Origin of the sequence: Pseudoalteromonas byunsanensis, assembly GCF_001854475.1 — a bacterium.
Lineage (GTDB): Bacteria > Pseudomonadota > Gammaproteobacteria > Enterobacterales > Alteromonadaceae > Pseudoalteromonas > Pseudoalteromonas byunsanensis.
The window spans coordinates 207230-226708 of sequence record NZ_MNAN01000018.1; the positions used below are offsets into that span (position 1 = coordinate 207230).

The following is a 19479-nucleotide window of genomic DNA, read 5'->3' on the forward strand; positions in this document are numbered from 1 at the left end:
TCGTATGGCAATCCACCCAGGCGCTGGCAAACAAGCAGCGCAGTCGCAATTGGCAGATATTCCAAAACTTGTATCCGCTTATTACTTAAATGAGCCTGATTTAGAGCAACACCCAGAACAATGTGTAGCCTTTGGCACCTCGGGACATCGCGGCTGTTCATACAACGTGAAGTTCAATGAATCTCATATTTTGGCAATTACACAAGCCATCTGTGATTATCGTAAAGCGAATGACATTTTCGGCCCGCTGTTTCTAGGTAAAGATACCCATGCGTTATCAGAAGCCGCATTTAATTCAGCAGTAGAGGTTTTGGTTGCTAATGAAGTACAGGTTATCACTCAAGAAAATGATGACTACACGCCAACGCCAGTAATTAGCCATGCGATAGTATGTCATAACAAAAATAATCCTAACGAGTTAGCCGATGGTATTGTTGTTACGCCATCACATAACCCACCTGAAGATGGTGGTTTTAAATATAACCCACCAAATGGTGGGCCTGCTGACACTGATGTTACCAATTGGATTGAAAATAGAGCTAACCAGCTACTACTTGAAGACCTTGTAGAGGTCGAGTTATTCCCGTTTGCCAAAGCGAGACGCTCAGGGTTTATAAAATATCAAGATTTAGTAACACCTTATGTTGAAGATTTGAGCAACATTGTTGATATGCAAGCTATTGCAAAGGCCGGTGTGAAAATAGGTGTCGATCCACTGGGGGGATCGGGGATCAACTTTTGGCCTGTTATAGAAAAGAAATACGAGCTGAATTTAACAGTTGTAAACAATCAAGTTGACCCGCGTTTCGCATTTATGCCATTAGATAAAGATGGCAAAATTCGTATGGATTGTTCATCCCCATATGCAATGGCAAATTTAATCGCATTAAAAGATGATTATGATATTGGCATTGGTAATGACCCTGACTATGACCGACACGGTATTGTTACCAAAGATGGTTTGATGAATCCGAACCATTTTCTAGCTGTAGCCATTGATTATTTGTTAAATCATAGAAATTGGCCAAGTGATGTAAAAATCGGTAAGACGCTAGTGTCTTCAGCGATGATTGATAAAGTTGTTACTGCGAATAATCATGAAGTATATGAAGTACCAGTGGGCTTTAAATGGTTTGTTAAAGGTTTAAACAGACAGTGGTTAGCTTTTGGTGGTGAAGAAAGTGCTGGAGCGTCGTTTCTGAGAATGGATGGCGATGTCTGGAACACCGACAAAGACGGCTTTATTCTAGGGTTGCTTGCCGCTGAAATTTTAGCTGTGACAGGAAAAACTCCGTCTGAGCGTTACAGAGAACTTGAACAACAGTTTGGAGCGCCACTTTACAAGCGTATTGACGCCCCGGCGTCCGGCGAGCAAAAAGATCGTTTAAAAGCGTTAAGCCCATCAGATGTAACTGCTGATGTATTAGCCGGTGACAAAATCACCCAAATTTTAACCAACGCACCGGGTAATAACGCGGCAATAGGCGGTTTAAAAGTTGTGACTGAAAATGGTTGGTTTGCGGCTCGCCCATCTGGCACAGAAGATATATATAAAATCTATCTTGAGTCATTTAAAGGGGAAGCACATTTGCAACAACTAGAGCAAGAGGCAAAAGCTCTGGTTGACTCAGTTATCAGTTAAGCTTTAATTCTTAAAAAGCCATGCTATTGCATGGCTTTTTTGTACCTTTTGAGCAAAGGTAATCACTCTCACACAATAACCATATCAGGTGACCGTATGTACCTAGAAGAACTAAAACGTACAGGGGATTTTTTAACCCTGACTAGAAATAATGAATTTCATTTACCTGCTGAGCAATTTACTTTGTCCAATGGCACTCAAGTAGACGTGATAGACACAGGAGTGATCCAATTCACCCCCGCTCAATATGGTCAAAAGGACATTGTATTGTCTAGTGCGATTCATGGTAATGAAACTGCGCCAATTGAGATTTGTGATGAGCTAATTCAGAGCATCATTAATGAGCAGCTAGAACTTAAACATCGTGTGTTGTTTATATTTGGCAATCCAAAGTCGATTAACATTGGTGAGCGTTTCGTCGAAGAAAACTTAAACAGATTGTTTAATGGCACTCATGCTCAAGACGGGGTTGATAATCAGGAGCGCAAGCGTGCCGCGAATCTAGAACGTTATGTAACGGACTTTTTCACGTCAGTGGAAGATGGGCGTTATCGTTGTCACTACGACTTACATACCGCCATTCGAGGCTCAAAAAATGAGAAATTTGCGGTCTATCCATTTCTACATGGAGAACCGTGGAAAAAGTCGCAATTACAATTTTTATTAGCCTGTGGTGTAAACACTGTGCTGATGATGCGCTCAGCAGCGACCACATTTAGTTATTTTTCATCAAAACAGTTTGGCGCAGATGCGTTTACGGTGGAATTGGGTCAAGTAAAGCCATTTGGTGAAAATGATATGAGCCGTTTTGCAAAAACCAAGGCAACTTTAATCGCATTAATTAGCCAAGAAAAGCTGGATTTCGGAAAGTTTAATCCTGATGACTATGAGCTATTCCAAGTCCATAGAACAATCAATAGAACACAAGAAGACTTTACGTTTCCGTTTCCAGACAGTGCAGAAAACTTCACCGGCTTTGCTAAAGGGGAGTTGTTGGCAACCGACGGAGAAACTAGGTATCTTGCGGAAGTTGAGGGGGAAGCCATCATTTTTCCAAATGCAAATGTAGCACTAGGACAACGTGCTTTATTAACGGTTATTCCTATGGAAGTAGATGAGAGGTTTGTATAAATATTTGTTTTTAAGTTAGTTATCCCTCCGTATCAAAATCTTTCCAAGCATAATTATGCAAATTATGGGTTATTCATCTAGGATTAGTTGAATAACCCTTTACGTTAACGTAAAGTGACACTAGTTTTTATTTAATCAGTTTGCATTAGCTGAACGGATTATTAATACAAAATAAAGCCAATCTATAATTAAAAAATTCATTGTGATTGGTGCCGTTCAGGTTCAGCCTGTGCTTGCACATGCCGCTTAACTTGCAAATGTGTTATGACAACAAGAGAAGGTAGGTTATGACTAACCCCAATAACATATCGTTAAATATCAGCCATGAGTTGAAGTTTATTGATAGCCATGCCCTGGATATTCCAACTTTATCCATATTAGGTGATGACGGTGAAGTACTTGCTGGTGCAACGGCACCTGATATAGACAAGGAAACTGCGCAACGCCTGTACTCTACGATGCGTTTTATTCGCCTGTTGGATGAGCGCATGCAAGCGGCACAGCGCCAGGGACGTGTTAGTTTTTACATGCAGTGTTTAGGTGAAGAAGCCGCTATCACGGCCAGTGCTGCGGCTTTAAAGCAAGATGATATGATCATGGCTCAGTACCGTGAACAAGCGGCTATCGCATATCGTGGCTTTACCCTTGAACAGTTCATGAACCAGTTGTTCTCTAACGAAAAAGACTTAGGCAAGGGTCGTCAAATGCCCGTGCACTACGGCTCAAAAGAATTACATTACTTAACGATATCTTCACCACTGGGCACACAAATCCCACAAGCTACTGGCTATGCGTATGGTCAGAAGCTTAAGCATATTGATAAAGAGACTGGTAAGCTGGCATCAGAAATTGATAACGTTACCATTTGTTACTTTGGTGAAGGTGCTGCATCAGAAGGAGACTTCCACGCAGGCTTAAACATGGCCGCGGTACATGAAGCACCTGTTATTTTCTTCGCTCGTAACAATGGCTACGCCATTTCAACCCCTGCTGATGAGCAGTTTAAAGGGGATGGTATTGCATCACGTGGTGTAGGTTATGGTATGAAAACCATTCGAGTTGATGGTGCTGATGCGTTAGCTGTATTTGCAGCGACTCAGGAAGCTCGTAAAATTGCTACACAACAAGGTGAGCCTGTATTAATCGAGTCAATCGCATACCGTTTAGGTGCACATTCAACGTCTGATGACCCATCTGGTTATCGTAGTAAAGAAGAAGAAGCTGCGTTTAAAGCAAGTTGTCCAATTGAGCGTTTTAAGAAGTGGTTGTTAAAACAAGGTTGGTTGGACGAAAAAGAAGACGAAGCGCAAAAAGAAAAGATCCGCGAAGATATTTTGGCTGCGGTTAAAGTTGCTGAAAAAGTACAAAAACCAGCGCTTGAAGAACTTGTCTCTGACGTTTACGACACGCCAATTCCTTCACTACAAAAACAGTATGAAGAATTAAAAGAGCATATTAAACAGCACCCAGATGCCTATCCAGTGACTGCAGGGAGAATTAAATAATGGCTAAAATGAACATGCTACACGCCATTAACTCGGCGCTTGATATCACCATGAATGAACACCCACAAGCGTGTATTTTTGGTGAAGATGTGGGGTATTTTGGTGGCGTTTTTCGCGCGACATCTGGCTTGCAGGAAAAATACGGCAAACATCGCGTATTTAATACACCGCTAACGGAGCAGGGGATTTTGGGCTTCGCTAATGGCTTAGCCGCGTTTGGTGCTCCAGCTTTAGCTGAAATTCAGTTTGCTGATTATATTTTTCCAGCGTTTGACCAAATTGTGAACGAATCGGCGAAGTTCCGTTATCGCAGTGGTAATGAATTTAATGTCGGCAACTTAACGATTCGTACCCCTTACGGTGGTGGTATTGCCGGTGGTTTATATCATTCTCAATCACCTGAGGCTTACTTTGCTCATACTCCGGGATTAAAGTTGGTTGTACCGCGCAACCCATATCAAGCTAAAGGATTATTACGCGCATGTATTAAAGATGATAACCCCGTCATTTTCTTTGAACCAAAACGCTTATACCGTGCTTCAGTTGGCGAAGTACCAGAAGAAGATTACACCATAGAGATTGGTAAAGCGGAGGTGGTTAAAGAAGGTAGCGATGTGACTTTGCTTGCATGGGGCGCACAAATGGAGATCATCGAACAAGCCGCTGCTAAAGCTGAAGAAGCGGGCATTAGCTGTGAGGTAATCGACCTGCGTAGTATTTTACCTTGGGATGTTGAAACTGTAGCGAAGTCAGTGGTTAAAACTGGTCGTCTTATTATCAGTCATGAAGCGCCAATTACTAATGGCTTCGGTGCTGAAATAGCAGCGACAATTCAACAAGAATGTTTTTTACACTTAGAATCGCCAATTGCTCGTGTGTGTGGTCTAGATACTCCTTATCCACTAGCATTAGAAAAAGAATACGTGCCAGATGCACTCAAAGTATTCGCTGCGATTAAAAAGTCTGTAGAGTTTTAAGGATTAGTCATGGCTAAAGAATTTATCTTACCAGATATTGGCGAAGGCATTGTTGAATGTGAAATTGTCGAGTGGTTAGTCGCAGTAGGTGATGAAGTAAAAGAAGATCAGCCTATTTGTGATGTAATGACCGATAAAGCATTGGTGCAGATCCCAGCGGTACATGATGGTGTGATCACCACGCTTCACTATGAAAAAGGTGAAATTGCCAGAGTACATGAACCATTGTTTGCAATGGAAGTGGCGGGTGCAGTGCCTGCTAACGATAGCGATGTAAGTGATAACAACGCACAGCCGGCACCGACAGCTTCATCACAGCTTGAAGACTTTATTTTACCAGATATCGGCGAAGGTATTGTTGAGTGTGAAATTGTCGAATGGTTAGTTGCAGAAGGTGATGAGATCAAAGAAGACCAAGCGGTTTGTGATGTGATGACAGACAAAGCATTGGTCCAAATCCCAGCTAAGCATGATGGTATAGTTGAAAAGCTTTATTATCAAAAAGGTGAAATTGCTAAAGTACACAGCCCATTATTCCAAATGCGCTTAGCTGGCACGAATGACGCACCAGCAGAAGCAAAAGTTGAAGTGAAAGCTGCGGCACAAACAGTTAAAGCATCACAACAAAAAAGCGCACCGAAAACACAATTGCCAGCTAACGGAAAAGCCATAGCTTCACCAGCTGTGCGTCGTATGGCTCGTGAACAAGACATTGATATTAATCAAGTGCCAGGTTCGGGTAAAAACGGTCGTGTGTATAAAGAAGATATCACTCGCTTTGTAGAAGAGGGTGCTCAATCTACAACCTCATCGTCACAACCTGCGACAACAGCGCGCCCAGTACAAGCGACGGGCGGGACACGTGTCGAGCCAATTCGTGGCATGAAAGCGGCAATGGCGAAGCAAATGGTGGCGTCTGTTTCAACCATTCCACACTTTACCTTTAGTGATGAGATTGATCTCACAGAGATCATCGCTTTGCGTAAAGAGCTCAAAGAGCAATATGCAAAAGAGGGCATTAAGCTGACAATGATGCCGTTCTTTATCAAGGCGCTGTCTTTAGCTATCAAAGAGTTCCCAATTGTGAACTCTCAAGTGAACGAAGAATGTACAGAGATCACATACTTTGATGATCACAACATAGGTATGGCTGTTGACTCAAAACTTGGTTTACTAGTGCCAAATATCAAAGGTTGTCAAACTAAGTCTATTGTTGAGGTCGCTCAAGAAGTAACGCGCTTAACAGATGCAGCAAGAGAGGGACGTGTATCGCCTGATGACTTAAAAGGCGGCACAATCTCAATTTCTAACATTGGTGCAATTGGCGGTACTACCGCAACACCTATCATTAATAAGCCAGAAGTTGCCATTGTTGCACTTGGTAAACTTCAGCACTTACCGCGTTTTGATGACAAAGGTAATGTGGTATCACGCGCGATTATGCAAGTGAGTTGGTCAGGCGATCACCGAGTGATCGACGGCGGCACCATAGCAAGGTTTAATAACCTATGGAAAGCCTACCTTGAGAAGCCTGCAAAAATGATGATGGCAATGAGCTAACATCTAAAAGAAGTGTAAAAACCCAATCAATCGATTGGGTTTTTTTATAAATGTATTGTTAAGATGAAAGCGAAATTTTGATCCTGACGAACTAGAATATACAGATTCCCTTCGCGGTTCTATTAACCTTTCCACTGCGACTTAAAATCCAACCTTATGAATAAGCAAGAAGAATATAGATTGATACTATGACATGGCGCGAATTGCGTATTTATTCTGTTAGCCAGAATAATAGCTATGTAATTCATAGTAACTTACCTGTAAGACAGTTCTTTACAACTATTGCGTTTGAGTCAACTACTCGTTTCTATTATGGCGAATTTGTGTTACTTTTAGATACACATCGGGAGCTGTTGAGCATACAATTGTTGCTTGATGAGTTATCTAGAGAGTGTTGTCGGTAATGGTTTCGGCAATTTTCGACATATTTGTTTACGCGTTTTCTTATTTTAACTTAGCCTAGTTGTTGTTTTAATCAAATGGACGAACAAGAAGTTATAATGTGGTCACAATGGAAGGCTGAGAAATGCCAGAGTGCTAGGCACTTCTTGTATGAAAAGTATCAGCAGTGGGCTGAGATTGAAGCATCATGTTGGCAAAAGCGTCTATGCAATGTTGAGGCTGATAGAGACGACTTTTGCCAGTACGCACAAGTTGGCTTGTTAGAAGCAATGGAAAGCTTTGAACTGGACAAAGGGGTAATGTTTAAAAGCTATGCCCAACATCGGATCCGAGGCTCAATCTTCAACAATGTATTTAGGTTTTCAGATAACAGTGCCTACAAAAATAAAATCTATTACCAATCATCAGAAGGCACAATGTCTGTAGATGAGTTGATTGAGGCAAACGGGTTAGTTGGTGCAATCGAAGAGTTAGCACTTGAGTATCTTTTGGAAAACACGCACGAAGAACAGACAAGTTGCGTATCAGGTTATTATTATTCGTCTGACGAAATGCAGAGGCTTAAAGCACATTGCATATCAGCTTTATCACTTCTAGATGAACCAAAAGCAACGATTATCTCTTTGTACTATCGCTTTGAGAAAAGTTTGACAGAAATAGCCGATATTTTGGGGTTATCTGTAGGGCGGGTGAGCCAGCTTAGAAAACTAGCACTTTTGGAATTGAGTGATATTTTGGAACAAAAATAAGTTTGCAGTTTAGAGCTTTTGTTTAAGCAATTTTTCGAGCTCTTCTTGTAGTCGCTCTGAGTCTGTGATCGAAGGTTCAAGTCGAGCACATATGGTGTCCACCATTTTTATGAACTCAGGCTCAGACGCAAGTTTATCTCCATATTTTTGTTTTAGAGTATTAAATACCAATTGTCTGATCTTCCCTTTTACAGGTTTTTTATCATTGCTAGACAGCGCTGAGGCAGAGGTTTTTTGGGTCTCAAGATCACTTTTAACCTTAGTCGTTTTAGTAATACGACCAAAATTTGTTTTTTGTTGATTGATTGGTGGAAGCATTTGATAACCTCAATGTACATGCATAGCTAGTATAAAGTTTAGTGACATAATTTGCACGAATTTACATATTTAGATTTAGAATAGTGGAGAACTGACGGTGTTAGTGATAAAGGACTTTTACAAGCAAAGTATCATTACCGATGAGCAGATAAAGGCGGCCATGGCAAAAGTACCTATGGCGCATTTAAAGGGGTTGGAGTATATAGTTTATGACCCTTCGCGCTTTTTCCAGCGCAGTTATGTCAATGTAAAGCCAATTAATTACAAGGTGATTGGTCAATATAATCAAATACCCAAAAAATTTATTTGTATTCATGAAATACTTCATAAACATGAGTTTTATCATGTGTTGTACCATGAAATTGGCCATCACGTATTCAATTATATTTTAACGAGTCAACAGCGCGTTAGCTGGGTCAACGATATCTATCCTTGTAGCACTCATTTTGTTTCGCAATACGCATCAAAAAACGCACAGGAAGATTTCTGCGAGAGTTACTCGACTTTTTATACTAGGCCTACGGATTTGGCAAAGGATAGCAAGAAATCCGCCTTTATAAGACGATGTATGACCCACTCAAAATAATGTACAAATAGTTTACATTTTTTCACTAAAAATGTGCAGGGTTTTTGAGTGTACCTATTGCTATCCCACTCAAATCTGGTACATTTCGCAACCTTATTCAGCAACTTCAAAGAGCCTTTGTAAACAATGAGTATATCTAGAACAGAAAAGTTAATAACATTTTGGCGTACTGATAATACTAATGAGGCACTTCTTGGCGACTTGCTCGCAAGTATCTCACAGCAAAGAGAATTTGAACGTTACACTCAGATCTACCCTGAAATTCCATTTTCACAAATCAATGCCAGTACAATCCACGCACAAGCGGTTGAACTTCTCCTAGGTAGCGGTCAGTTTGAGCTGGCAAAAAAGCACTTACATAACTACCAAGCTTTGTTGGGTGAATGGTACGCATATTTTGATGCATTGATTAACTTTACAGAGTCTAACTACGCCCAGTGCATTGATATCTTCAAAAGGTTAGAAGCTGAATCGGCATTGCCTCCAATGAGCTATCCTCTGTTTGCAAGAGCTTATTATATTAGTGGTCAGATTGAGCAAGCCCAACAGGTGCTTGAAAAATATCTGCCAGAGCAGGCTAATGCTGAGGCATTAGGACTATATGCGATGTGTTGCTTGGATTTAGACGACAAAGACAAGGCAGAACACTTTGCTAACCTTGCATTACAACAATCTCAAACCCAGTTGGATGCATTACTAGCTTTAGCATCTTGCGAGTTGGCAAAGCACGAAATTGCAAACGCCGAGTACTTTGTTGAAAAATGCCTAGAAATCAACCCTATGATTGGACGAACTTGGTCTTTGGCTGGGCAGATTAACCTCTATAACGCACAATATACCGCAGCTGTTGAAACGCTTAGTAAAGCGGTCACCTTGATGCCAGATCACATCGGTACCTATCATTTGTTAGCTTGGGCATACCTCATACTTAACGATGTGGATAAAGCTGCTGAGCAGTTTGAGCAAGCGCTCGAATTAAACCCAAATTTTGCAGACTCCCACGCGGGCCTTGCTATTATCGCCATCAACAGAGGGCAATTTGATGTTGCTAAAACGTTGACCAAAAAGGCACTTCGTTTAGACGCTCATAGTTTTACAGCTCTTTATGCTCAGTCACTGCTAGCAGCTCAAGATGGTGATGAAGATGCAGCATCGAAAATGATTGAGCAAATTCTCAGCTCGCAAAGTAATGTCGATAAACAAACCTATAAACAACTTATTGAAAAAGCTGTTTTTACAATTAACGAGCGCTCAGGAAAAGGTAATGAGCACTGATATTGTTATTGGCTATCTGGGTGGAATGTTTCAAATTGCGTTACAGATCGCAATGCCGTTATTGATGGCTACTTTAGCTGTGGGCTTATTGATCAGCGTTTTTCAGGTAGTGACTCAGATACAGGAAATGACACTGACGTTTGTGCCAAAAATTGTTATCTCAATAGCTGTATTAGCAATAGCGGGACCATGGATGCTCAATGTGTTGGTTGAGTATGCGATTCAGACAATTTCGTCAATTAAAAACTTCTAACACAATGAATTATGGAGTGTTTTAGACAGTGGAATTGTCCAGTATTGCAACGGAGTTTGCGTTAGTAATGGCCAGAATGATGCCATTTTTTATCTCAAGTGGTTATGGCCCGCTTCAAAGATTGCCAGGCTTCGTAAGAGTCGTGCTCATGGTCGTATTTACATTGTGCTGCAGCTTATTAATAGAACAGGAAACTACGGTAACAGGCACGCAGTGGTTAAGCGCAATAGTTGGTGAGTTTTTAATTGGTCTAGTATTGTTTTTTGCCCTTCAGCTTGCCTTTGTCACGATCACGTTTTGGGGTCGGGTACTCGATATGCAGATTGGCTTTGGCGCGGCAGGTGTAATAGACCCTACCAATAAAAATCAAGACCCTTTGTTAGGTAGTATATTTTTAACTGCCGCAATTTGTATTTTTTATGTGTCTGGAATGCATTATAAACTAATCGAAGGTATCGTTTTTAGTTTTGAAGTATTGCCAATCGGATCTGGTTTTTTTGATTTAAAGTTACCGAATTTCGCTTCGCTAATAACGCTTATGTTTAGTGTTGGATTATTTATGTTTGCGCCCGTTATAATATTAATGTGGTGTTTAGATGTATTTATAGGTTTGTTATCTAGAACAATGCCTCAGATGAATATCTACTTTGTTATGTTGCCGCTAAAAATATTTTCAGGAATATTTTTATTAGGCTTGTTTAGCATGCACAGTAAATTTGTTTTTGAGAATTTGTTTGAACAAGTGTTCATTTTTTGGAGCAGGATGTTGTCTTAATATGGCACAAGATCAAGATAAATCAGAAAAGCCAACCCCCCAAAAGCTAGAAGAGGCTAAAGGAAGAGGACAGGTAACAAAAAGCCAAGAGCTTAACCTATTGGTGACTTGTATCGTCTTTTTTGCTGTTTTTACAATGTTGTTTAACAGTATATCAGAGCAGTTTATACAGCTGCTAAAAAGGGTGTTTCTTTTATCGTCAAACTTCTCTTTTACATCCGAGTCTTTAGTTGGCCTTTTTCGGTATATCGGTCTTGAAATGCTTTATATATTTTTTCCTTTACTTGGCTTTGTTTTGCTTTTTGGTGTCATGTCTAATGTATTTCAAACTGGGTTTGTATTAAGTGCATTCCCAATTAAACCCGATTTCAAAAAAATAAATCCAGCTTCTGGTTTAAAAAAAATATTTTCTAAAAAGACCTTGTTTGAGCTGATTAAGAGTGTTTGCAAGTTATTGGCATTTACACTTGTCATTTTTTATTTATCGCCGTTACTGATCGAACAGGCATATGAGCTAATGATATCGCCCGTGAGTGTAATGCCATCTTTGTGGCTCGGTATGCTGCTCAAAATAGGCATTTATTTTGTTTTGCTTTCAGTACCTTTTGTGCTGTTTGATATTTTGTTTACTCGTTGGGACTTCATGAAAAATATGATGATGAGCCGCAAAGAAGTCAAAGACGATCACAAGAAAAGAGAAGGTGATCCAGAGATTAAATCCAAACAAAAGCAAATTCAAAAAGAGCTGTTACAAAAAAGTGCGGCCCTTAGTCAGGTGAAAGATTCGGACATTGTGATTGTTAATCCAACGCACATAGCAATCGCACTGAAATATGACAAGCTGACCATGATTGCCCCCGTTGTTGTAGCGTGCGGTAAAGGTGAGCTTGCTGGAAAAATTCGTTCTCAAGCACGTAAATATTCGATACCAACAATACAAAATAAGCCACTGGCAAGAAAACTGTATGAGCAAACGCGCTTGAATAAGCCTGTTCCTGCACATTGTTTTGACGATCTGGCTCCGGTATTTCGTTGGTTATTAGGGATAAAGTAAATGAAGAAGATTGCATCAATATTAGCTGCAAACAAGGATTTGTTGTTGGTAACCGCAGTCATTGTCATTTTGATGATGCTGTTCTTACCGGTGCCGCCGCTGTTGTTAGATATATTACTTATTACAAACTTCAGTTTGGCATTGTTGATCCTGTTATTGACGTTTTACACCGACAAGCCGCTGAGCTTTTCGACATTTCCGTCGTTGCTGTTGATAGCGACTCTATTTCGCTTAGGCCTTAACATTTCCGCGACCAGATTGATACTCAATGAAGGAGACGCGGGGGAAGTGATCTCATCCATTGGCAGCTTTGTGGTTGGTGGTAACTATATTATTGGATTAGTTGTATTTTTTATTCTAATCGTGGTTCAGTACGTGGTTGTAACCAATGGAGCTCAGCGTGTTGCGGAAGTGGCGGCAAGATTTACTCTTGATTCCATGCCCGGTAAGCAAATGAGTATTGATGCTGACCTTAATATGGGGTTGATTGATGAGCATGCAGCAAAGCGTCGTCGTGAAAACATTGAAAAAGAAGCAAACTTCTATGGTGCAATGGATGGTGCAAGCAAATTTGTAAAAGGTGACGCCATTGCTGGGATCATCATTATTCTGATAGACATTATCGGTGGTTTGACAATAGGAGTGGCACAACGTGGACTGAGCTGGGAAGAAGCGTTACATACCTATACATTGTTAACTGTAGGTGATGGTATCGTAACTCAAATCCCGTCGCTTATTATTGCGACCGCGACCGGTATTATCATCACTCGAGCAGCAACAGATGCTCACTTAAGTGATGAACTTGGCCGCCAGATCACCTCATCGCCAAAAACGTTGTTTATCGTTTCAGTTGCATTATTTGGTGCCATGTTACTGCCGGGCTTACCTATGGTTCCGCTTTTTTCTATCGCTGCAATTTTCTTTGCATTGGGCATAGTGGCTTATCGGCGTGCAAAAGATGTAGCAGACGATTCGAAAGACGACGAGGAAGAGTCGCAAGACACTGACAGTAACAACGATAGCATTGAATCAATGCTTACAATCAGACCACTTGAGCTCGGTGTATCGGCTGAAATTGCAAATGCGATACATGAGCAGGGTGATGTGTTGTTCGATCGTTTTGATACATTCAGAAAGCAGCTCACCCGAGACTTGGGGATCATCGCACCAAAGCTATTTTTACTGAACGACCCTAGCCTTAGTGAAGGCAACTATGAATTACGTATTTTAGGGTCTAGAGCAGGTAGGGGGAGCTTGTATTTTGATAAATATTTGGCAATAGACCCTAAAGGAAAGCTAGATGCGGTAGAAGGCATTAAAGCGAAAGAGCCAACCTATGGGCTGCCCGCTTGTTGGGTTGACGAAGAGCAATCAGGTAACGCGCGTCGTGCCGGTTACACTGTTGTTGATGCTGAAACTACCTTACTTACCCATCTTACGGAAATGATTAAGTCTCATGCCTCGGAGTTACTTACTCGTTCAGAAACTGAGAAACTGGTTTCTAGATTAGAAGGATCGCAAGCCAGTTTATTGAATGAGCTTATTCCAAATGTAATGAGCTATTCAGAAATTCAAAATGTGCTGCAGCAATTGTTAAAAGAAAAAGTGTCTATTCGCAATCTTGAAATGATTTTGGAATGCCTTGTAGATAAAGGCAAAGTGGCAAAAGAAGTAAATTTCCTATGCGAACAGGTCAGAGAAAAGCTCAAAGCGCAGATAGTACAGACTCTTCTGGACAAAGATGATGTGCTACATGTGATTACTTTTGAACCTCTGATTGAGCAGCAATTGATCTCGGGCGTTCAAAATGAACATGGGCAAAGCTCATTGGCGATAGAGCCGGAACTGACAGAGGCGATCATCAAGCAATTAGCAGGTTATACCGAGCTGGCCATATCAAAACGTATAACACCGGTGTTGGTATGCCATTCACCGATCCGTTTAGCAACGCGTCGTTTACTCGAACGTGTTATTCCACAGTTACATGTACTGGCAATTTCTGAAATTCCTTCTTCGGTATCAGTGAGCAATTTAGGCGTTGTTCGCAAAAATAAAAGTCAGGAGGCGGCTTAATAATGGCAGTTATCGAAGCGATTGCATTAGGGATTGAGCGAGACTTGGAGCATTTAAAAGCGATAAGTCAGAATGTCGCGAATGTAAATACCCCAGGCTATCAGGCTGTACAGTCTTTTGATGTAGCTTTGAACGGTCACAATACCATAGCGCAGCAAAAAATAGCCCCAAAGTATGGTGCAATTAAAGATAGCGATCGAGGCCTAGATTGGGCCATTGCTTCCAAGGGGTACTTCGTCATTGAGAAGAATGATCAGTTATTTGTAAGCCGCTATGGACGTTTTCATGTGTCGCAGGACGGCTGGCTGACACACGTATCAGGTGGAAAACTGGTAGGAGAGTCAGGAGCAATCAACGTAGGGCACGGTCATGTAACGGTCGCCGAGAATGGTCAAATATTTGTTGATGGTCAACAACTTGAACAGCTCAAGATAGTTGATGTTGGCCAAGTTTTGACAGGTCACTCTGGTGGGCTTTATGCGTTTTCAGGCTCAGTGAGCGAAGTACATGACAAACAAATAAAAGGTAATGCTATTAACGTCTCTAATGTGGATTCAGGCGAGCAAATGACCAACATGATCAACATAAATCGACACGTACAGAGTTTGCAAAAAGCGGCATCAGCTTATGACCAAATGATGAATGCTGGAATAAATGAATTAGGAAGAAGATAACAATGATTGAAGCTTTATACATCGCCGAAACAGGGATGAACTCGCAACAAGAGTTAATAGAGGTTATTTCTAATAACATCGCCAACGTATCAACACCTGGCTTTAAAAGTTCAGATGTGAACTTTGTTGACTTAGTATATCAAACAAACCCTGGCATTCATCACGCACAGTCGTCTGCGCAATTGCAAACTCAAGGGATAGGGGTCGCCACAACCGAGCAAATGGTCAATTTTGAACGAGGCGATTTAAAACAAACGGGTAACCCGTTTGACATTGCTATTAACGGAAAAGGTTTTTTGGCTGTAGAAACCCAAAACGGTGATCTTGCTTATACTCGTGCTGGGCGACTGCGAGTTGATGATGATGGTTACTTGGTGTCTTCTCAAGGACAGCGTCTAAGTGGGCATATTCAATTACCTCCAGATGTGACCAACGTGACATTTACCTCAAGCGGCTCAGTGTTAGTTCGTGTAGACAGCTCTGCACAGTTGGTGGAAATCGGTCAGTTGGAGTTGGTTAATTTTAACAATCCACAGGGCTTAAAACGATTAGGCAACAATCTCTATGCTGCAACAGAGCAAGCGGGTCAGCCAAACTTTAGTGCTCCTGGTGAAAATGGCATTGGTCAAATCGTACAAGGATTTACTGAGCTGTCAAATGTCTCAATGAATGAAGAAATGGTTAATTTGATGTTGGCGCAGCGTGGTTATCAGCTTAATGCCAGAATCATTCAAGTATCTGATCAGGTACTCGAAACAATTAACAACTTAAGGCGCTAACAGGTTGAAGTTTTACGTTTTTCTTGGCTTTTGTTTGATAAGCGGGTTGTCTTATGCATCGACACAAGAGCGCGCTGATGTTGAGCAGTTACAAGTGTCTATCAATCGAATGCAATACTTAGGTCACGATGTTGTGAAGCTGGCGGATATTGCAGAGGTGTCTGGTAGTAATCAGGCACTGGTTGATCAAGTTCGTCAGGTAACACTCGACTGGCCTGCGACTGGAAATCGTCTGACAGCCGGTGAGATCACGACGCAACTAAGAGCACGGTTTTCAGACTTTGGACCTGATTGGCAAGTCAAAGGTCTCAATCAGGTGTTTTTAAAACAATGTTGGTCACTGAGTGTAAAAAAGCTTGAACGCGCAGCGCAGCAGAGCATTAGTGCATGGCTTGATGCAAACAATGCCAGATTGCGGTCGGTGCGCTTTATTGATGAGCGCAATTTGTTATGTGTTCCTCAAAACGTTGAGCGTTTCGAGGTTAAAAATAACATACAGGGCACCTTGTTTAGCAAACACCGAATTACGTTTAACTTAGACAGTGGAGAAGATTTTAGTGTTGTAATGCAGTTAGCGTTAGAACAGTTAAGACCTGTATTACGTGTTAATAAACAAAAAGAAGAGTCAATAAATGACCTCGATGTTGAATGGCTATGGCAAGAAGTAACGCATTTAAAGCTGTCACAGCAGAGATTAGACATTAACAATTTGATTGCGCGCAGAAACCTGCAATCTGGTCAAGTGCTGGATGAAAACAATACCAGAACGAAGCCTCTGGTGGAGCAAGGTGAGCAATTGCAATTTAAGATGCAAAGCGGTGCTTTGTTTATCACCGGAAAAGCCAAAGCACTGGGAGAAGGACAATTGGGAGATGAAATTAACATCATGCTTGAGTCAAGTAATCAGGCTATTAAAGCCAAAATCGTGCAAAAAGGAGTTGTCATTGTTTCACAATAAAGTAGCGGGCCTTGCGTTGGTGTTGTGTACCGCATTGAGTATGAATTTGCATGCCACGTCATTGTTTAATGAGAGCACTTTTAACTCGTTGACTTCTGATAAGCGTGCTATGTCACTTGGCGACACGGTGACAGTTGTGGTACTTGAAAATGCACAAGCAAAAAGCCGTTCAGGCTCATCCAATGCCAATGACCTATCAATTTCTGCAGCTGGAAGCTCGCCACAAGGCAGCTGGCCTTATGCTATGGGACTGGGCGCAGAATATAGTGGCGATGCAGTGACGAGCAGAAATGGTTTTATCAAAGCACAGATCACTGCGGTTGTTAGCGAAATTGACAAGTTTGGCAACCTAGTAATCAATGGAACCCAGAACATCACTATTGATGGAGAACTGCAAAGTATTGAGCTCTCGGGGCGCGTGAGACCTATCGATATCATGGCAAATAACACCTTACTATCATCTCGTATTATGGATGCAAAAATTGTCTTTACGGGTGAAGAGCAAGAATCTGAGGGTGTGTTATCTCAACTATTTACTTGGTTAGGGTTTTAATTATGCGCTTATATAGTTTGATTTTAACCGTATCAATGATGCTGTTTTGCACTGATAGCGTTGCCAGCAGCCAAGGTGCTGTCAGGGTGAAAGATTTGGCGAGGGTGGAAGGAGTACGTGAAAACGCCCTAGTCGGCTACGGTATCGTAGTTGGTTTGGCAGGCAGCGGAGATTCATCCAGAAGCCTGGCAACGTTGCAGTCGGTAAAGAATACACTGGAAAGTTTTGGCCTGATCTTATCAACAGACGATATCAGGAGCAAAAATGCTGCTGCGGTAATCGTGACTGCTGATTTACCAGCCTTTGCACAGCCGGGTGACAAATTAGATGTGCATGTTTCATCTATTGGCGATGCGAGAAGCCTAACTGGTGGCACACTATACATGACGCCACTTAAAGGTGCTGACAACAAGGTTTATGCTTTGGCTCAAGGCAGCCTTGCTGTGGGTGGTTATAAGCTTGAGGCAAATCAAAGTATGTTACAAAGCAACCACCCAACAGTTGGCTTTATTCCTCAGGGCGGCACAGTAGAACGTGAAATTAAAAATCAGTTTGTAAATGATGATGGCACTTTGAGCTTAATTCTAAAACAACCAGACTTTGTCACTGCCGATAGAATCGTGCAGGCATTGAGCAAGGCTACAGGCTTTGAGGTGAATGCGGTACATGCTGGCAAAGTGGTGGTGAAACCAGATCAAGGTATGTCAGTGATTTCGGCGATTGCTACTATTCAGCAAGCTAGGGTAGTGCCAGAGGTGGCCTCCAAAGTGGTCATTAACGAGCGTACAGGTACGCTTGTTTCGGGCGCTGATATTCATATTGGAGGTGTGGTTATTTCCCATGGATCAATACAGCTGACGATTGATACCAATTTCTATACTTCACAACCTAATGGTGTATTCGTTGACACAAATAGTGGTATTAGAACCGTGGTCACGCCAACTAGTGAACTGGGAGCGTCTGAAGAGAACGAAGCCTTATACCAAAGTGCTCAAGGGACCAATATTGCCGAACTAGTTAGCTCACTTAAAAAACTAAAGCTGTCAACTCGAGACATTATTTCAATTTTGCAAGCGTTAAAGAAAAGCGGCGCGCTGCATGCAGAATTAGTGGTGCAATAGGGGGCGCAATGTCAGATTTATTATCAATTGAAGCATTAAGGCTGTCTCTTAATATAGCAGCAACAGAGCAACGTTTATCTTTAGAAAACCTGGCATCACATAGTGTTTCAGGAGCGTCGGCACAACGCGCAGACTTCTCGTCGTTGTTAGCTGACATTCAAAGCTTGCCCAGCGATCAAAAAGCAGAGGTAATGTCGCAGCTATCCTCACAATGGCAGGATGTAGAAGCCAGCTATGTAAACGAAAGCCACAAAAAAGTATCGCTGGATGAAGAAGTTGCTTTATCGATGAAAGCGTCAGGTAAGTATCAAAAGCTGGCAGAAGTTCTGAATCGAAAATTAGGGCTGATGAACCTAGCTATTTCTGGAGGAAAACGATAATGGCACATGATATTTACGCCATAAGCATGTCTGGTATGGCAATTGAGCGCGCCAAATTAGAAGCCGCCTCAATGAATATTGCAAATGCGAATACCGTGTCTTCGACACCCGAGGGTGTTTATAAAGTTAAGCAACTTTCTGGGGCGGCAAACAATCTGTCATTCGCCGAGCGTGTAGAGCTACAAAGCGACCAATTAATCACACAGGCAGCTTTGGTACAGGCTCAATATAAGCCAGAGCATGCAATGGCGAACGATCAGGGATATGTGTTCACGCCGCAAATCAATTTGGCGACCGAAATGCTTAATCTCAACACCGCCACGCGTGCATATGAAGCTAATGTAAAAGCATTTAATGCTTATAAAAGTATGAGTTCAAAAGCACTGGAAATAGGAAAGTAGTATGGAAATCACAGCAATTGAAGCCTCTGCAGATTTATTAAAAGCCAATGAAGTTGCACAGCTTACTCCCGTGCAAACAAGCAGTGCATTTTTAGATGTAGTGCTGTCTGGGGTGGGAGAGCTAAACACCAGTTTGGTTGAGGCAAATAGCGTTGCTGAACGTGCGGCGCTTGGGGAAAACATCCCATCTCACGAAATTATGATTGCGATGGAAAAAGCCCGTTTAGAGCTGAACATGGCTGTTCAGGTACGAAATAAATTACTTGATGTCTATCAAGAAATTACAAAAATGCAGATATAGGCGAGAAGTAAA

Annotated in this window: 20 protein-coding genes; 19 read left to right on the plus strand and 1 reads right to left on the minus strand. The window is 41.7% G+C overall.

The window, feature by feature from the left end; all coding sequences use genetic code 11:
* Nucleotides 1–4 precede the first annotated feature (4 nt).
* The 6 genes from pgm to BIW53_RS03100 all read left to right on the plus strand — a co-directional run bounded on the left by pgm (nt 5) and on the right by BIW53_RS03100 (nt 7966).
* Nucleotides 5–1642: a phosphoglucomutase (alpha-D-glucose-1,6-bisphosphate-dependent) gene (gene pgm, locus BIW53_RS03075; protein WP_070990347.1), complete on the plus strand. Its 1638-nt coding sequence runs from the start codon at nt 5–7 to the stop codon at nt 1640–1642.
* A gap of 96 nt (nt 1643–1738) precedes the next feature.
* On the plus strand, nt 1739–2773 hold the full coding sequence (gene astE, locus BIW53_RS03080) for a succinylglutamate desuccinylase (RefSeq protein ID WP_070990389.1): 1035 nt from the start codon (nt 1739–1741) through the stop codon (nt 2771–2773).
* Between the two features lie 287 nt (nt 2774–3060).
* Nucleotides 3061–4278: a thiamine pyrophosphate-dependent dehydrogenase E1 component subunit alpha gene (locus BIW53_RS03085; protein WP_070990348.1), complete on the plus strand. Its 1218-nt coding sequence runs from the start codon at nt 3061–3063 to the stop codon at nt 4276–4278.
* Nucleotides 4278–5255 carry a transketolase C-terminal domain-containing protein gene (locus BIW53_RS03090; RefSeq protein ID WP_070990349.1) on the plus strand — a complete coding sequence of 326 codons (978 nt, stop codon included), beginning with the start codon at nt 4278–4280 and terminating at the stop codon, nt 5253–5255. The genes BIW53_RS03085 and BIW53_RS03090 overlap by 1 nt, the downstream gene beginning before the upstream one ends.
* Nucleotides 5256–5264: 9 nt before the next feature.
* A complete protein-coding gene (locus BIW53_RS03095; RefSeq protein ID WP_070990350.1) occupies nt 5265–6815 on the plus strand; it encodes a dihydrolipoyllysine-residue acetyltransferase in 1551 nt (516 codons plus the stop codon).
* 500 nt (nt 6816–7315) lie between these two features.
* Nucleotides 7316–7966: a sigma-70 family RNA polymerase sigma factor gene (locus BIW53_RS03100; protein ID WP_175442083.1), complete on the plus strand. Its 651-nt coding sequence runs from the start codon at nt 7316–7318 to the stop codon at nt 7964–7966.
* A gap of 9 nt (nt 7967–7975) precedes the next feature.
* Here the strand turns inward: BIW53_RS03100 and BIW53_RS03105 are convergent, their stop codons facing one another.
* Nucleotides 7976–8284 (minus strand): hypothetical protein, encoded by a 309-nt coding sequence (locus BIW53_RS03105; RefSeq protein WP_070990352.1) that lies wholly within the window; start codon nt 8282–8284, stop codon nt 7976–7978.
* A 712-nt stretch (nt 8285–8996) separates the two neighbouring features.
* On the opposite strand from BIW53_RS03105, the gene BIW53_RS03115 reads away from it, so the two are divergent.
* The 13 genes from BIW53_RS03115 to fliE all read left to right on the plus strand — a co-directional run bounded on the left by BIW53_RS03115 (nt 8997) and on the right by fliE (nt 19467).
* Nucleotides 8997–10145, plus strand: coding sequence for a tetratricopeptide repeat protein (locus BIW53_RS03115; protein ID WP_070990354.1), 1149 nt, complete (start codon nt 8997–8999; stop codon nt 10143–10145).
* Entirely contained in the window at nt 10135–10398 is a 264-nt protein-coding gene (locus tag BIW53_RS03120) for a flagellar biosynthetic protein FliQ (protein ID WP_070990355.1), read from the plus strand. Before BIW53_RS03115 ends, BIW53_RS03120 begins: the two co-directional genes overlap by 11 nt.
* 76 nt (nt 10399–10474) lie before the next feature.
* On the plus strand, nt 10475–11173 hold the full coding sequence (locus tag BIW53_RS03125; RefSeq protein ID WP_217495702.1) for a flagellar biosynthetic protein FliR: 699 nt from the start codon (nt 10475–10477) through the stop codon (nt 11171–11173).
* Nucleotides 11115–12227, plus strand: coding sequence for an EscU/YscU/HrcU family type III secretion system export apparatus switch protein (locus BIW53_RS03130; protein WP_139158769.1), 1113 nt, complete (start codon nt 11115–11117; stop codon nt 12225–12227). The genes BIW53_RS03125 and BIW53_RS03130 overlap by 59 nt, the downstream gene beginning before the upstream one ends.
* Nucleotides 12228–14300, plus strand: coding sequence for a flagellar biosynthesis protein FlhA (flhA, locus tag BIW53_RS03135; protein WP_070990358.1), 2073 nt, complete (start codon nt 12228–12230; stop codon nt 14298–14300). It begins immediately after the preceding gene.
* 2 nt (nt 14301–14302) lie between these two features.
* Nucleotides 14303–14974, plus strand: a complete 672-nt coding sequence (locus BIW53_RS03140) for a flagellar basal body rod C-terminal domain-containing protein (protein ID WP_070990359.1) — start codon at nt 14303–14305, stop codon at nt 14972–14974.
* A 2-nt stretch (nt 14975–14976) separates the two neighbouring features.
* Nucleotides 14977–15753, plus strand: a complete 777-nt coding sequence (flgG, locus tag BIW53_RS03145; protein WP_070990360.1) for a flagellar basal-body rod protein FlgG — start codon at nt 14977–14979, stop codon at nt 15751–15753.
* 4 nt (nt 15754–15757) lie between these two features.
* Nucleotides 15758–16711 carry a flagellar basal body P-ring formation chaperone FlgA gene (flgA, locus tag BIW53_RS03150; protein WP_070990361.1) on the plus strand — a complete coding sequence of 318 codons (954 nt, stop codon included), beginning with the start codon at nt 15758–15760 and terminating at the stop codon, nt 16709–16711.
* Nucleotides 16698–17264, plus strand: a complete 567-nt coding sequence (locus BIW53_RS03155; protein WP_070990362.1) for a flagellar basal body L-ring protein FlgH — start codon at nt 16698–16700, stop codon at nt 17262–17264. The genes flgA and BIW53_RS03155 overlap by 14 nt, the downstream gene beginning before the upstream one ends.
* Nucleotides 17265–17266: 2 nt before the next feature.
* On the plus strand, nt 17267–18385 hold the full coding sequence (locus BIW53_RS03160; protein ID WP_070990363.1) for a flagellar basal body P-ring protein FlgI: 1119 nt from the start codon (nt 17267–17269) through the stop codon (nt 18383–18385).
* An 8-nt stretch (nt 18386–18393) separates the two neighbouring features.
* Nucleotides 18394–18765, plus strand: a complete 372-nt coding sequence (locus BIW53_RS03165) for a hypothetical protein (RefSeq protein WP_070990364.1) — start codon at nt 18394–18396, stop codon at nt 18763–18765.
* On the plus strand, nt 18765–19166 hold the full coding sequence (locus BIW53_RS03170; RefSeq protein WP_070990365.1) for a flagellar basal body rod protein FlgC: 402 nt from the start codon (nt 18765–18767) through the stop codon (nt 19164–19166). Before BIW53_RS03165 ends, BIW53_RS03170 begins: the two co-directional genes overlap by 1 nt.
* Before the next feature lies 1 nt (nt 19167).
* Nucleotides 19168–19467: a flagellar hook-basal body complex protein FliE gene (gene fliE, locus BIW53_RS03175; protein WP_070990366.1), complete on the plus strand. Its 300-nt coding sequence runs from the start codon at nt 19168–19170 to the stop codon at nt 19465–19467.
* The last annotated feature ends 12 nt before the right edge of the window (nt 19468–19479 follow it).